The 13,283-nt window shown below is 64.8% G+C and carries 15 protein-coding genes; 9 read left to right on the top strand and 6 right to left on the bottom strand.

Annotation, left to right across the window (positions count from 1 at the left end; all coding sequences use genetic code 11):
- Positions 1 to 2: 2 nt before the first annotated feature.
- Positions 3 to 1,550: a DUF1800 domain-containing protein gene (locus ACVWY3_RS35595; RefSeq protein ID WP_456842623.1), complete on the bottom strand. Its 1,548-nt coding sequence runs from the start codon at positions 1,548 to 1,550 to the stop codon at positions 3 to 5.
- Between the two features lie 208 nt (positions 1,551 to 1,758).
- On the opposite strand from ACVWY3_RS35595, the gene ACVWY3_RS35590 reads away from it, so the two are divergent.
- Complete coding sequence (locus tag ACVWY3_RS35590; RefSeq protein WP_456842622.1) at positions 1,759 to 1,962, top strand: cysteine-rich CWC family protein; 204 nt, start codon at positions 1,759 to 1,761, stop codon at positions 1,960 to 1,962.
- A gap of 180 nt (positions 1,963 to 2,142) precedes the next feature.
- Here the strand turns inward: ACVWY3_RS35590 and ACVWY3_RS35585 are convergent, their stop codons facing one another.
- Positions 2,143 to 2,841 (bottom strand): glutathione S-transferase family protein, encoded by a 699-nt coding sequence (locus ACVWY3_RS35585; protein ID WP_456842621.1) that lies wholly within the window; start codon positions 2,839 to 2,841, stop codon positions 2,143 to 2,145.
- 201 nt (positions 2,842 to 3,042) lie between these two features.
- Between ACVWY3_RS35585 and ACVWY3_RS35580 the strand changes: the two genes are divergently transcribed.
- Together ACVWY3_RS35580 and ACVWY3_RS35575 are read left to right on the top strand one after the other, a co-directional pair.
- Positions 3,043 to 4,158: an MBL fold metallo-hydrolase gene (locus ACVWY3_RS35580; RefSeq protein WP_456842620.1), complete on the top strand. Its 1,116-nt coding sequence runs from the start codon at positions 3,043 to 3,045 to the stop codon at positions 4,156 to 4,158.
- Positions 4,158 to 4,757, top strand: a complete 600-nt coding sequence (locus ACVWY3_RS35575) for an SCO family protein (protein WP_456842619.1) — start codon at positions 4,158 to 4,160, stop codon at positions 4,755 to 4,757. The genes ACVWY3_RS35580 and ACVWY3_RS35575 overlap by 1 nt, the downstream gene beginning before the upstream one ends.
- A 149-nt stretch (positions 4,758 to 4,906) precedes the next feature.
- On the opposite strand, the gene ACVWY3_RS35570 is transcribed toward ACVWY3_RS35575, so the two are convergent.
- Both ACVWY3_RS35570 and ACVWY3_RS35565 read right to left on the bottom strand, forming a co-directional pair.
- Complete coding sequence (locus ACVWY3_RS35570) at positions 4,907 to 5,137, bottom strand: hypothetical protein (protein WP_456842618.1); 231 nt, start codon at positions 5,135 to 5,137, stop codon at positions 4,907 to 4,909.
- Between the two features lie 13 nt (positions 5,138 to 5,150).
- Entirely contained in the window at positions 5,151 to 5,930 is a 780-nt protein-coding gene (locus ACVWY3_RS35565) for a TSUP family transporter (RefSeq protein WP_456842617.1), read from the bottom strand.
- A 186-nt stretch (positions 5,931 to 6,116) separates the two neighbouring features.
- Between ACVWY3_RS35565 and ACVWY3_RS35560 the strand changes: the two genes are divergently transcribed.
- From ACVWY3_RS35560 to uvrB, 4 genes are all read left to right on the top strand, one after another.
- Positions 6,117 to 7,028 carry a LysR substrate-binding domain-containing protein gene (locus ACVWY3_RS35560; RefSeq protein WP_456842616.1) on the top strand — a complete coding sequence of 304 codons (912 nt, stop codon included), beginning with the start codon at positions 6,117 to 6,119 and terminating at the stop codon, positions 7,026 to 7,028.
- A 109-nt stretch (positions 7,029 to 7,137) separates the two neighbouring features.
- Complete coding sequence (locus ACVWY3_RS35555; RefSeq protein ID WP_456842615.1) at positions 7,138 to 7,362, top strand: hypothetical protein; 225 nt, start codon at positions 7,138 to 7,140, stop codon at positions 7,360 to 7,362.
- Positions 7,363 to 7,411: 49 nt separating this feature from the next.
- Complete coding sequence (locus tag ACVWY3_RS35550) at positions 7,412 to 7,639, top strand: hypothetical protein (protein WP_456842614.1); 228 nt, start codon at positions 7,412 to 7,414, stop codon at positions 7,637 to 7,639.
- A gap of 93 nt (positions 7,640 to 7,732) precedes the next feature.
- Positions 7,733 to 10,699 carry an excinuclease ABC subunit UvrB gene (gene uvrB / locus ACVWY3_RS35545; RefSeq protein WP_456842613.1) on the top strand — a complete coding sequence of 989 codons (2,967 nt, stop codon included), beginning with the start codon at positions 7,733 to 7,735 and terminating at the stop codon, positions 10,697 to 10,699.
- 85 nt (positions 10,700 to 10,784) lie between these two features.
- Here the strand turns inward: uvrB and ACVWY3_RS35540 are convergent, their stop codons facing one another.
- On the bottom strand, positions 10,785 to 10,928 hold the full coding sequence (locus tag ACVWY3_RS35540) for a hypothetical protein (protein ID WP_456842612.1): 144 nt from the start codon (positions 10,926 to 10,928) through the stop codon (positions 10,785 to 10,787).
- Positions 10,929 to 11,333: 405 nt separating this feature from the next.
- Positions 11,334 to 11,570, bottom strand: a complete 237-nt coding sequence (locus tag ACVWY3_RS35535) for a hypothetical protein (RefSeq protein ID WP_456842611.1) — start codon at positions 11,568 to 11,570, stop codon at positions 11,334 to 11,336.
- A gap of 268 nt (positions 11,571 to 11,838) precedes the next feature.
- On the opposite strand from ACVWY3_RS35535, the gene ACVWY3_RS35530 reads away from it, so the two are divergent.
- Positions 11,839 to 12,285: a nuclear transport factor 2 family protein gene (locus ACVWY3_RS35530; RefSeq protein ID WP_456842610.1), complete on the top strand. Its 447-nt coding sequence runs from the start codon at positions 11,839 to 11,841 to the stop codon at positions 12,283 to 12,285.
- Between the two features lie 224 nt (positions 12,286 to 12,509).
- Positions 12,510 to 12,950: a nuclear transport factor 2 family protein gene (locus tag ACVWY3_RS35525; RefSeq protein WP_456842609.1), complete on the top strand. Its 441-nt coding sequence runs from the start codon at positions 12,510 to 12,512 to the stop codon at positions 12,948 to 12,950.
- Positions 12,951 to 13,283: the final 333 nt, after the last annotated feature.

The raw sequence follows: 13,283 nt of genomic DNA, 5'->3' as shown, positions 1-13,283 counted from the left end.
CTTCATCTCCTCTGCATTTCCGGGGACATCAGCAAGAGCGCCAGCGCCTGCTGGCGCGATTCTGCGCGCTCGATGGTTTTGCGGGTTTCGACGGACGCGGCGTCCGCTGCGGCAAATTCAAGCAGGTCGAGCGGATCGATGTTGTTGCCGAGGCGGGCGCCGATTTGCGCGGCGATGTCGAGCCTCAGCTTGATGCCTTCGGGCGCGGCCCATGCCGCGCTGGTATCCGGGAAACCGTTGGGGCCGGCCGGCGACCACAGCGGCTGTCCCAGTAGATTGAGATTGTTGAGATAGGCGCCGGGATCCTCCGGCACGCGCGCCACCAGCCGGCCGCTCGCGACCAGGAAATCATAGGGGCTGCGCATCTTGGTCAGCGGCGCCTTCCACGCTTCGTCGGAATCGACCAGCGCGGTGGCGAGCGCCTTGAGATCGCCGTCGGTCCTGACGAAGACGTCGCGCAGCCGCGCCACCAAGGCGGGCGGCGGATCGTCCGCCACGAAATGGCGGACGAATTTTGTCGCGATGAAATTCGCCGTCGAGGGATGGCGCGCGATGTCGGCGAGCGCAGCCTCGCCTTGCGCGAGGCCCGCCGGCTCGTAGGTCTTGCCGAGCAGCACCTGCGGTCCCGGCTGATGCGCATTGGTGTTGAAGACGAAGGAGCCGGGCGTTCCCAGTTGCCCTTGGCGGCCGGCAAAGGTCCACCCCGTGATGATGCGGGCGAGCGAGGTGACGTCCTCCTGGGTGTAGCCGCCGCCGACACCAAGCGTGTGCAGCTCCATGATCTCGCGCGCGAGATTTTCGTTCAGCCCGCGCTTGCGGTTCTGCCCCGCGCGCGAGTCCGGACCCAGCGATTGCTGGTTGTCGAGGAAGAACAGCATCGCCGGATGCTGCTCGACCGCCTTCAGCATATCAGCGAAACGCCCGAGCACGTGCGGGCGGATCGCCTCGCGCTCGAACGCGCCGGCCCAGATCCGCGCCAGCTCGCCCTTGCTGGCGGAGATGCAGAAATGGTTGGACCAGAACACGACCAGACGCTCGGTGAAGCCGCACTCGACCAGCGTCGCGCGCTGCAGGCGCGCCAGCGCCTCGGCACGAAAGGTCTTCTGAATGACGTTGAGTGGCTGCGGCGCGGGCTTTGCGGCCGCCGGCGGGAGCGCGTTCGGTTGCATCGTCTCGGGCTTTGCCGCGGTGTCGACAGGCTTCGCATCGGTCATCTGGCCGGCGATCTCGGTTGCGGCAGTGCTCAGCGAGAGATTGCGGCGCAGCCCCGGCTTCTGATCCGATGGCGCTTCGGGCGGCGTGCCGGCCTTGGCGGCCGCCTCACGCGCCTGCTTGACCTCGTCCTGATACGCAAACACCGCCTGCCCGAGTTGCGGCGTCGACTGCAGGCCCGGCGCCTCCAGCAGCACGCCATTGGGACGGGCCAGCTCAGCCTTCACGAACCCCCTGGGGTCGGAGGCCGCATTGATGAGATCGCCCGATGCACCGCCGCGGGCGCCGAAGCCGAAGCGGTTGAGCGCGACGAGCGCGGCTTGCGAATCGCGGGTCATCGATTTGTCCTTCGCGCCTTGCCAACCGCTTTCCCAATAGGTGCGCGGCGCCTAAAGCGCGATGAGATTAGCATCATCGCGCTTAAGGTTGTTGTTTGAGCATGATCTTTTCGGAAAACCGCTGCGCACTTTTCCGGATCATGCTCTAATATACCGCAGCGGCAGATGAACCCGACATGAAAATGACGTCGAAGCTTTTGCGTAAATCATGACAATTCCGAAAGAATCACCGGCGCCGGAACTTCGCCGCCTCGCCTGCTCCCGCTGCGGCACCGAGTTCGGCTGCGATCTCTCGGGCAATTGCTGGTGCGCGGAGGAAACCGCAAAGCTGCCGATGCCGCTCATGGGTGAAGATTGTCTGTGCCGGGAGTGCTTAAGGAGGGCGGCGGAAGCGGCGAGCACTGCGCGTTGAGCGCGGGAGGATCACCACACCCTCGCTGTAGTCCCTGCGAAAGCAGGGACCCATAACCCCAGGGAGAGGTTTGGCTAAGACCCGTCGTCCGGTACTCATACCAAGCGCGCCCGAGAGATCACGCGGTGTGGGTCCCTGCGCCCGCATTGCGTTCGCAGGGACGACAGTGGAGAGTGTGCCCTACACCTGATGTCCCGGCGACTTGCGCGCCATGCCGTCGAACGCGTCGAGCAGCTTCTCGCGCCAGGCGTAGATCGGATCATCCGCCTCCAGCAGCTTGAACGGGCTCGTCACCCGCGCCCATTGGAAACCGCCGAACACGATGTAATCGGCATAGTTCGGCGCGCTGCCGCCGATGAAAGGCTGCTTCTTTAGAGTCTGCCGCATCACCTCCAGCGACTTGCGGAAGGCGACCACGCCGGTATCGCGGCTCGCCATCACCGCTTCCAGGCTGTTGCCGCCAAAACGCGCCTCGCGCGTCTGGCGGAAATAGGCGGCATCGGCTTCGGCCAGATGCTTCGGGATGTCGGCGACGATCAGCGGAAAGATGCCGCCCACGATGGCGATGTCGCCCCACGCATTGATCATGCGGGCCATGGTGCGGCCACCTTCGCCGCCGAACAGCGACGCGCGATCCGGAAAATTGTCTTCGAGATAGTTCGCGATCGCCCAGGAATCGACCACGGGCTTGTCGTGATGCAAGAGCACCGGAACCTTCTCCGAGCCATGCGGCGCGATCGCGCTCTTCTCGGTGAAGCGCCAGGGCAGCGATTCCGCCGACAGGCCCTTATGCGCCAGCGCCATCCGCGCGCGCCAGCAATATGGGCTAAAGGGGCGCGCCGCATCGGTGCCGACGAGTTCGAAGAGTTTCAGTGACATGATCAATCCCATTGCTGCAACTGCCGAACAGAGTAGTCTTCATGGCAGCGAGCGCAAGAAAACTGTGCTGTCGCCGGTGTCCGGGTGTGACGGGGTAACCGATGACCTCGCTCGCCCTCGCGCCGGAGCGACCGTTGTTTATTGAGCCGGCCTCGGATTGGACCTAAGCTCGGGCATTTCGAACAGCGGGGAGGCATGGCAATGACCAGGACCATTCCACGGCGCGATTTCCTCCTTGGCGCGGCCGCATTCGCCGGCGCTGCGGCCGCCAATGCCTTCACCTGCATCGAGATCACGAGCGCTGCGCCGATCGCCGTTCCAACCGTCGACAAGCTCTCGATCCGCGTTCTCGTGGATTCGAGTTTCGACCTGTTCTTCCGTCCCAAGCAGATCAATGGCGTCTCGATCGCGCCGGCTGCGCGCGGCGGCGATTTCCGCAAGTCGCTGCACAATGAATGGGGCCTGTCGCTCTGGCTGGAATCCGAGGGCGGCGGCAACCAGCGCACGCTGATGCTGGACTACGGCTACACGCCCGAGGTGCTGCTCAACAACATGGCGCTGATCGGCGTCGATCCGGCCAAGCTCAATGCGCTGATCGTCAGCCACGGCCACTACGATCATTTCGGCGGCCTGAACGGCTTCCTCGACAAGTTCCGCGACAAGCTGCCGGCTGACCTCAAGCTCTATGCGGGCGGCGAGGACAATTTCTGCCATCGTCTCAACCCGACGCCGACGCAGGCGCAGTTCGCCGATTTCGGCACGCTCGACCGCCGCCAGCTCGCGGCGCAGAAGGTGACGACCGTGCTGTGCGAAACGCCGACCGTGATCGCGGACCATGCCTTCACCACCGGCAAGATCACACGCCGCAGCAGCGAGCGCGTGCTGCCGAACACGCTGGTCGAGTTCGGCATCAAGGACGGGCTGGGCTGCAATGTCGGCCACTATCTGCCCGCGGAGATGGACGGCAAGATCGTGCCCGACGAGCACATCCACGAGCACGCCACCTGCTTCAACGTGCGGGATCTCGGCCTCGTCGTGATCTCGTCCTGCGGCCATGTCGGCATCGTCAATTCGGTGAAGCAGGCGCAGGAGGTGTCGGGCATCCAGAAGGTGCACGCGATCGTCGGCGGCTTCCATCTCGGCCCGGCGCCCAAGGACTACCTCACGCAGGTCGTGAGCGAGATCAAGGCGCTCGATCCTGACGTCGTGGTGCCCATGCATTGCAGCGGCCTCAACTTCGCGCAGGAAGCCAATGCCCAGATGGAGGGCAAGGTGTTGATGACGACCACGGGCAGCCGCCTTACCTTCGGGCTGTGATGCCCAGCGCCTGGCTCTGCGTGATGTTGGCGCTCGCCTGCGCGGGAGCGGCGCAGGCGCGCTCGGCCGCGGAGACCATGGACATCCTGATGTGGAATCGGGAGCCGGTCGGCGGGCCGTTCGAGCTGATCGACCAGACCGGCAAACGACGCAGCGACCGCGAATTCCGCGGGCGGCTGATGCTGGTCTATTTCGGTTTCACCTACTGCCCCGACGTCTGTCCGACCGACCTGATGGCCATCGGACAGGCGCTCGAGCAGCTCGGGCCGGATGCCGACGCCGTGCAGCCGGTCTTCATCACCGTCGATCCCGAACGCGACACGGCTGAGCATCTTGCCGAATACGTCCCGATGTTTCATCCGCGGCTGCTCGGGCTGACCGGCAGCCTTGATGCCATTGCGGCAGCGGCAGAGGCCTACAAGGTCTATTTTGCCAAGATCCCGATCGGCAAGGACGCCGGCGACTACACGGTCGACCACACATCCTTCATCTATCTCATGGGTCGCGACGGAAAATATCTCGGCTTCTTTCCGCCGGGCACCTCGGCTGAACGCATGGTCGAGATCATCCGGCCACGGCTGGCGGCGCCTTCGCGCTAACGCACGATGAGATCAGGATGAATCGTCATCGCGCTTTATATGTTGTTTGAGCATGATCTCCGCGCAAACGCGTTCCGCGTTTGTCGCGAGGGAAAACCGCTGCGCACTTTTCCGGACATGCTTTAGCACTCCGGCGAGAGCCGTCGAACTCACCGCCCGTTGGTGCGCAGCAATTTCTCGCCGCCTTCCGTCACTGCGATGACCAGCCCGATACCGGGCAGCGTTGCGCGGGCGACGTAGCCGCGCTCACTGGCGTCCTCCCAGATGGTGAGGCGCGGGCACGAGGTCTTCCAGGTCGCGATCACCTCGGCATAGGCGCGGGGCTCGCGCGCGACCCATTCGACGAAATCAAGCACCAACGGATCGGCCGTCTCGCTCATTGCAAGCCTCCCTTTATTGCAAGCCACCTTTGGCAAAGGCGGCCAGCACCGGCGCGCGAAGCTGGAGCCAGCCGCCATAGGCGATATAGTAGCAGGCGATAGTGGTGATCAGCCTGTTCGACCAGGCCACGAATTGCTGATCGGTCATGGCTTCGAGAATGCGCCGTGCGAGCGTAGTGCCGAGCATCGAGGCTGCGATCGCGACGCCGGCGAGCAGAGGATCGAGGCTCGCGGCCTGATCGATCACGCCGCCGAAATAGATCAGTTTTGTGAAATGGCTGATGAGCTGGCACATCGCCTTGGTCGCGACCTTCTCACGCCGGCCGAAATCGCCGCCGAGGAAGAAGGTGTCGAGCAGCGGACCGGAGACGCCGGTCATCAGCATCAGGCCCATGCAGACCGTGCCGTAGACCGTGCCCTGCCAAAGACGGTCGGGGTCCGGCTTGATGTTCGCCGGCAGCAGCCGCGCCATGAACGGCGTCGCGCCCAGCATCAGCAGCGCGACCGGCTTGTCCGGCACGTAACGTGTGAGCGACCACGCCGCGAGCGCGGTGGCAGCGCCGACCATGTAGTTCGCGACCGGCCGCCAGCGGATATGCGCCCGCCACAGGAACGCGCGCCAGCCGTTCGAGGCCATCTGCGTGATCGCATGCAGCACCATCGCGGTCGGCAGTGGCATCAGCGCCAGGAGAACACCGATCAGGATCAGCCCGCCCGCCATGCCGAACAGCCCCGACAGGAACGCGGTGGCCACCATCAGCAATCCAAGGGCAGCGATCATGATGGGCGTCACGTGAAAATTCTCCTGCGGTGGTTCAACGTCAGGGACGCAGACTGTTTCACTCCGGGGAGAGGCGAAGGGACCGCGCCCGCCCTCAACAAATCGGCACGAATTACGCTGATGTTTGTGCCTCGCTTGCCCGTTCTCCGCAAACTGAGTTATCTTGGCCTGGCATCAGCTTTCCTGAGGGTCGGACATTTGCGGCGGCTGCTGTTTCTCAACGGCATCAAGGCATTCGAGGCGGCGGCGCGGACCGGCAGCTTTGCGGCGGCCGGGCTCGAGCTCAGCGTGTCGGCGGCCGCGGTCAGCCGCATGGTGCATCTGCTGGAAGAGCGGCTCGGCGTCGCGCTGTTTGAGCGCAAGGCCAACCGGCTGGTGCTGACGCAGGCCGGCCGCGCCTATCAGAGCGGACTGACGCCGATCTTCGACGCGCTGGCGAGCCTCACCGCGCAAGTGACGGCGCCGTCCGGCATGCGCGTGCTCACCATCGGCGTCGGCCACACCTTCGCGATGCGCTGGCTGATCCCGCGCCTATCGGAGTTTCGCAGCGAGGAGCCGGACATCGAGGTGCGCTTCACCACCGGTGGCGCCTTGGTGCCGTTCGGTGAGGACTGGAGCTGCGGCATCAAGCTCGGCACCGGCGACTGGCCCGGCCTCGTCGCTGAGCCGCTGTTCGCCGGCGACCTCACCCCCGTCTGCGTGCCGCGCCTCGCCACGTCGTTGAAGCGCCCCGCCGACCTCAAGGGCCCGAGCCTGATCCGCGTCGAGCATTCGCCGGAGGACTGGCCGATCTGGCTCAAGGCCGCCAACCTCACCCGCATCACTCCGCGCGGACCCGAGTTCCAGTTCTACGGCCAGGCGCTGCAGGCCGCCGCCGACGGCCTCGGCATCGCCATGGGCATCCGGCCCTATATCGACGACGACATCGCCGCCGGCCGGCTGGTGGCACCCTTCGATCTCTCGGTGCCCAAGGGCATGCGCTGGTATCTCGTTTATCGCAGCTTCCAGACCGAGCAGCGCGACTTCGCCGCGTTCCGCCGCTGGATCATGCGCGCTGCGGCGGAACCCGCAGCCCGCCCGCGACGGCTGAGCCGGGCCGGACGCGGCTGATCCTTCACCCGTTCGGGTGAAAAAGCCGGGCGCATGTGAACGGCTTCACATACCGAACCGGGCAAACGTGGTCCTCTAACCCTCCGACAAGAGCATTTGGGGACTACCAATGACGACCCTCTACGACGGCTTTGACATTGAATCCTTCGAGGCCGGCAAAGGCCTCTGGCACGCCCGGATCCGGCGCGCCGATTTCAGCCCGCTTGCCATCGACGGCGTGCTGTTTCCGGCTATGGAAGTCGGCTTCGCCTGGCCCGACCGCGACGCCGCGATCGCCGACGCCAAGCACCACATCGATCGTTTCCGCCGTCGGGCCAACAGCGACGACCAATAAGCCGATTCCCGAGGGACCAGCAGCAGCGAGGTACAACAGGGAACCGGTCATGTCAGTGATGGAATTCGAAGACACACCGCGGCCCCGGATCTATGGCCGCAGCGTGCTGTCGAAATGCCCGGAATGCGACGGCGATCTCGCGGTGCTCCGTGTGATCGGCGGTCGCGCCGGATGCGAGTACTGGACCATGCGCTGTACCGATTGCGGCGGCATCCATCTCGACATCCTGAAGCCGCATCAGGCGGGCGACGACGGGGGCCCCCGGCCGGCCGCGTGACATCGCAGCCTGCTGCCAACCTGCTGTCAGCAGCCTGAACGTATCAGGGCATTCGCCCTTTATTGAGGGGCGGACTCGTCCCATATTCGCCTCATGGCGAAGAAACCTGCTCCCCCCAAATCCCCGAAATCCAAAGCTCCCAACTCGAAGGCTCATCGGCCTGACGTGCAGCCGATCGGGCCGGCGCTGGCCGAGCTGCTCAATCCCGCGATCAATCGCGGCGATGCCGGGCTGGGATCGGGCACCGGGCTGCAGCCGCCGCCGGACAATTCACGCGACCGCCGCGCCGGCGGCGAGACCGCGGCGCATCGTGCTCGCGCCTCGACGCCGAAGGAGTTTCCGCAGGACACGGCCAAGAATACTGCAAAGCCGATGCCGCTGCGGCCCAATCCGCAGCCGCCGGGGGCTCGCGCCTCGACCGAAGGCTTTGACGAGGCACCGCAGGCCAATTACGGCACCGCGGCCACGATCCCGATGCTCGATCCGGAACTGGCGCGGCAGCTCGGCCTGCCCACCGAGGAAGACGATGCCGAAGCGCTGGCGCGCCCGCCGCGCTCCAAGATGGAGGCGCTCGGCGTCAAGGCCACCGCCGACGCGCTCGAAGCGCTGATCCGCGAGGGCCGGCCGGAGTTCCGCAAGGACGACGGCTCCATGAAGGTGTGGACGCCGCACCGTCCGCCGCGCCCGGAAAAGTCCGAAGGCGGCGTGCGCTTCGAAATCAAATCGTCCTACGAGCCCAAGGGCGACCAGCCGACCGCCATCAAGGAGCTGGTCGAGGGCATCGAGCGCAACGACCGCAGCCAAGTGCTGCTCGGCGTCACCGGCTCCGGCAAGACCTACACCATGGCCAAGGTGATCGAGGCGACGCAGCGCCCCGCGCTGATCCTCGCACCGAACAAGACGCTCGCCGCGCAGCTCTATGGCGAGTTCAAGAACTTTTTTCCCGACAACGCGGTCGAGTATTTCGTCAGCTACTACGACTACTACCAGCCGGAAGCCTATGTCCCTCGCACGGACACGTACATAGAGAAGGACTCGTCCATCAACGAGCAGATCGACCGCATGCGCCACTCGGCGACGCGCGCGCTGCTCGAACGCGACGACGTCATCATCGTCGCATCGGTTTCCTGCATCTACGGTATCGGCTCGGTCGAGACCTACACCGCGATGACCTTTGCGCTGAAGAAGGGCGAGCGCATCGACCAGCGCCAGCTGATCGCCGATCTCGTCGCGCTCCAGTACAAGCGTACCCAGGCCGATTTTACCCGCGGCACGTTCCGTGTCCGCGGCGATGTCATCGACATCTTCCCGGCGCACTATGAGGACCGCGCCTGGCGCGTGAACCTGTTCGGGGACACCATCGAACAGATCGAGGAATTCGACCCGCTCACCGGCCACAAGCAGGACGAACTCGAATTCATCAAGATGTACGCCAATTCGCACTATGTGACGCCGCGCCCAACCTTGGTGCAGGCGATCAAGTCGATCAAGTTCGAATTGAAGCAGCGGCTCGACCAGCTCCATAACCAGGGCCGCCTTCTGGAAGCGCAGCGGCTGGAGCAGCGGACCACCTTCGACCTCGAGATGATGGAGGCGACCGGAAGCTGCGCCGGCATCGAGAACTATTCGCGCTATCTCACCGGACGGCGTCCCGGCGAGCCGCCGCCGACGCTGTTCGAATACGTGCCCGACAACGCCCTGATCTTCGCCGACGAAAGCCACGTCACCATCCCGCAGATCGGCGCCATGTTCCGCGGCGACTTCCGCCGCAAGGCGACGCTGGCCGAATACGGTTTTCGCCTGCCCTCCTGCATGGATAACCGCCCGCTCCGCTTCGAGGAGTGGGACATGATGCGGCCGCAGACCATCGCGGTGTCGGCGACGCCGGGCGGCTGGGAGCTGAACGAGAGCGGCGGCGTGTTCGTCGAGCAGGTCATCCGCCCCACGGGGCTTATTGATCCACCCGTTGATATTCGCCCTGCCCGCACCCAGGTCGACGATCTCGTCGGCGAGGTTCGCGCCACCGCGCAGGCGGGCTACCGCTCGTTGATCACGGTGCTGACGAAGCGCATGGCCGAGGACCTCACCGAATATCTGCACGAGCAGGGCATTCGCGTCCGTTACATGCACAGCGACATCGACACCATCGAGCGCATCGAGATCATCAGGGATTTGCGCCTCGGCGCGTTCGACGCGCTGGTCGGCATCAACCTCTTGCGCGAAGGCCTCGACATTCCCGAATGCGCGCTGGTCGCGATCCTCGACGCCGACAAGGAAGGCTTTTTGCGCAGCGAGACCTCGCTGATCCAGACCATCGGCCGCGCCGCGCGCAACGTCGACGGCAAGGTGATCCTCTACGCCGACAGCATGACCGGCTCGATGGAGCGCGCCATCGCCGAGACCAACCGCCGCCGCGAGAAGCAGGTCGAGTACAACAATGCCAACGGCATCACGCCGGAGAGCGTGAAGAAACAGATCGGCGACATCCTCAACTCCGTTTACGAGCGCGACCACGTGCTGGTCGAGGTCGGCGGCCACGACATGACCGACGACGTCATCTCGATCGGCCACAATTTCGAAGCCGTGCTCGCCGATTTGGAAACGCGGATGCGCGAGGCCGCGGCCGATCTGAACTTCGAGGAAGCCGCCCGCCTGCGCGACGAAGTCAAGCGCCTGCGCGCCACCGAGCTCGCCGTCGTCGACGACCCCACCGCAAAGCAGCGCACCGTCGCGACCAAGGCCGGCGCCTATGCGGGGGCGAAGAAATACGGCGAGGCCGCCAACCTCCCCGTCAGCGCCATGAAGAACAAGAGCGCCGCAACCGCCCTCAAAGCCGGCGGCGGCAAGGGCTCACGCGTGCACAAGCCGCATCTCGACGAGATGCACGGCCCGGAGTCGCTGCCCTACCGGCCAAGCCCGAGCCTGCCGGCAAAGCCGTTCGGCAGCACGAGCCGGATCATCCAGCCGACGGACTCAAGGCAGTCAGGGCCGGAGTTCGGGCCCGCGCCGAAGTCGACGGGTGGTGCACCGGGGCGAAGGGGCGGGTGGAAGAAGAGGTGAACGAGGCGCGTCAGCGCCAGTCGCGGTTATGGATTCCGGGCTCGCCCCTTTGCGGCGCCCTGGAACCGCGGAGAGATTCTCGCCCTCACCCGACGCTCGCCGTCACAACCGCCATCACCGACAGCAGCAGCACGATGGTCACGAGTTGCAGCGAGGCGATCGGCTGGGTGCGCCATACCGTGATCTTGTCGGAGAGCGACAGACGGGCCTCGAAGAATTTGGGGCTCATAGACGGTCTTGAATAGGTGCGGGAAGCTCGGGCCGAGGGTCACGGCCAGCATCGCGTGGGCGAGCGAGGCGACGGCGACGAAGATGGCGACGCCGGGGTCGCCGACGAGGTCGTGGTTGCCGATGAGCTTGAGCAGGAAGGCCGCAGTGGCAAAGGTCGGGAAGCTCTGCAGCGTCGCGGTCAGTGCGAGGCCTTCGAGCGCGTTGTGCAGGCGGGACTTTCTCGCGGCGGCAACAGTGGCGGCCATGGCATGTCTCCGTGATGACACGCGGATGACGATAGCCACGTTGCCGGAGGGGAGATGTGAGATGAGTCACGCGATGCTTCGCCTCTCCCCGCAAGCGGGGCGAGGGAGTAGACCGCTGATGCCATGGCGGGCTCGGGCTATTCCAGGAAGACGAAGCGCTACAGCTTCCCCTGCCCGTTCACCTGACCCTGCTGTTGCTGCTGCTTCGCCTGTTCTTTGGCATGATGACGGCCGTAGAGGCAGCCGGCAGCGGCCCCGAGCATGCCGTGATGGCCGGCATAGTGGCCGGCGACGCCGCCGACGATGGCGCCCTTGATGCAGCCCTTGGCGTTGGCGGCGGAGCTTGCGCCGAGCATCAGAAGTGCGGCGGCGATGGCGGGAAGCGGCGATTTCATGGATCGTTGTCTCCGGATGCGATGTCGGATTCTCAACGATTGCAAGCAGGCCGGGGTTCCCTGGCGCGGCGCGCCAGCCGCTGTGCACCGGGCATCACGGAGCGCGCCTGAATTCGCGCATGTGGATGCAGGCATAATCTTTAATTGCATCACATGAACCGGGCATTGCGCTCGCGCGTCATACCTCTGCCCTGTGTTCTTGCGGATTGAAGCGCGCGCGCACGGCGCGATAGCGTTTGCAATCCACGGCCGAGGAAGGCGGCGCGGCATGACGGTTGAAAAGCTGAACAGGCGGCGCGTGCTGCATCTGCTCGACGCCTTCGCACGCGGCGATCTCGAAGCCGCGCTGTCGTGCTGCACCGAGGACGTCGACTTCCTCACCCATGCGCCGATCGACGTGCTGCCGCACATGGTGCCGCGTCACGGCAAGGCTGAGCTGCGCGAGCTCTGGCAGACGATCTGGTCGCGCTATTCGGAGATCCGCTACAAGGCGCCGCACATCATCGCCGACGGCGACGAGGTCGCGATCTACATGCACAGCTACTTCAAGAAGCGGAGCAACGACCGCATCGTGCAGTTCGACATGGCGGTGTTCTACACCTTCCGCGGCGGGCAGGTCTCACAGATCCGCGAGATCATCGATTCCTACGACCTGGTGCAGCAGGTGCTGGAGCGCGAGATCGGGCCGCTGATCATGGGGCAGCGCGTGGATTGAAGTCCTTGCCCTTGTTAGGGGCGAGCTTCGACCGGAAGATTACGGGGGTCTATTGTAAATTTCACAAAATGCCATCAATTGCGCATTGCGAAAACGTGAGTTGCGCTTTGGCCGAAATCCCGTACCTTGTTCGCATACAAATGAGTTGAACGCCCCGGGGCACATTGCGGTGCATGGGGCCGCTTTCCGTTTTTTCTGCAAGCCAGCTTCAGGACTGCCCCCAAATGACAGAGCACAGCCTCTGGCGTTTCTCGCGTGCGTTGCACCGCGCGATCAACGACCGGCATTTCGATGAAATCGAGGCCCTGATCGACGAGGACGTCGAGTGGGCACTCTATGGCCCAATCGACATGTTTCCGTTCCTCGGCGCCCGCCAGGGCCGGGACGCTGTGCTCGATGTCATCCGCCAGCTGGCCGACAATTTCCAGGTCCGCCGCTTCGACCGCGAGAGCATCATGCTGGGCGTCGACTCCGCCGCCTCGATGCTGCGCTATTCGCTGACGGCGCTCGATTCCAACAAGCCGATCTCCCTGCGGGTCGCGCAATTCGCCCAGTTCAAGGCAGGCAAGCTGATCAGCATGCGCGTGCTGATCGACACCTTCGACCTGGTCGAGCAGGCACTTGGCCGCGCCATTCATCTGCCGAAGATGACCAGCGCCGGCTGAGGGGGACGCCAACGGGTCCCGCGGTCTGGGACCGATGACGATGCCTGACGCGACGTCCTGGCCTCCAGCCCCGCCGGATGCCGTCGTGTCACGAACTCGTCATCGGGCGCGCGCCCTTCGCGCGGCCCGTTGGTTCGCGTCCAAAGCGCGATGAGATCAGGATGGATCGTCATCGCGCTTTGGGTTGTTTGAGCATGATCTCCGCGCAAACGCGTTCCGAGTTTGTCGCGAGGGAAAACCGCTGCGCACTTTTTCCGGATCATGCTTCAGAGGCGAGCCGCCACAATTTCGCAACGATAGATCAGCATTGATGCAAGCGGACCGAAGGCGCAT

The sequence above is a fragment of the Bradyrhizobium sp. USDA 4486 genome (assembly GCF_054057995.1).
The sequence above is the reverse complement of the archived record's forward strand: the minus strand, read 5'-3'. Positions and strand labels throughout refer to the sequence as shown.

What these genes read in the sequence shown, in the direction of transcription:
- ACVWY3_RS35540 (WP_456842612.1), bottom strand. Translation starts at nt 10,928, where the DNA reads ATGAGCCCCAAATTCTTCGAGGCCCGTCTGTCGCTCTCCGACAAGATC.
- uvrB (WP_456842613.1), top strand. Translation starts at nt 7,733, where the DNA reads ATGGCGAAGAAACCTGCTCCCCCCAAATCCCCGAAATCCAAAGCTCCC.
- ACVWY3_RS35525 (WP_456842609.1), top strand. Translation starts at nt 12,510, where the DNA reads ATGACAGAGCACAGCCTCTGGCGTTTCTCGCGTGCGTTGCACCGCGCG.
- ACVWY3_RS35585 (WP_456842621.1), bottom strand. Translation starts at nt 2,841, where the DNA reads ATGTCACTGAAACTCTTCGAACTCGTCGGCACCGATGCGGCGCGCCCC.
- ACVWY3_RS35530 (WP_456842610.1), top strand. Translation starts at nt 11,839, where the DNA reads ATGACGGTTGAAAAGCTGAACAGGCGGCGCGTGCTGCATCTGCTCGAC.
- ACVWY3_RS35575 (WP_456842619.1), top strand. Translation starts at nt 4,158, where the DNA reads ATGCCCAGCGCCTGGCTCTGCGTGATGTTGGCGCTCGCCTGCGCGGGA.
- ACVWY3_RS35535 (WP_456842611.1), bottom strand. Translation starts at nt 11,570, where the DNA reads ATGAAATCGCCGCTTCCCGCCATCGCCGCCGCACTTCTGATGCTCGGC.
- ACVWY3_RS35550 (WP_456842614.1), top strand. Translation starts at nt 7,412, where the DNA reads ATGTCAGTGATGGAATTCGAAGACACACCGCGGCCCCGGATCTATGGC.
- ACVWY3_RS35570 (WP_456842618.1), bottom strand. Translation starts at nt 5,137, where the DNA reads ATGAGCGAGACGGCCGATCCGTTGGTGCTTGATTTCGTCGAATGGGTC.
- ACVWY3_RS35580 (WP_456842620.1), top strand. Translation starts at nt 3,043, where the DNA reads ATGACCAGGACCATTCCACGGCGCGATTTCCTCCTTGGCGCGGCCGCA.
- ACVWY3_RS35590 (WP_456842622.1), top strand. Translation starts at nt 1,759, where the DNA reads ATGACAATTCCGAAAGAATCACCGGCGCCGGAACTTCGCCGCCTCGCC.
- ACVWY3_RS35595 (WP_456842623.1), bottom strand. Translation starts at nt 1,550, where the DNA reads ATGACCCGCGATTCGCAAGCCGCGCTCGTCGCGCTCAACCGCTTCGGC.
- ACVWY3_RS35555 (WP_456842615.1), top strand. Translation starts at nt 7,138, where the DNA reads ATGACGACCCTCTACGACGGCTTTGACATTGAATCCTTCGAGGCCGGC.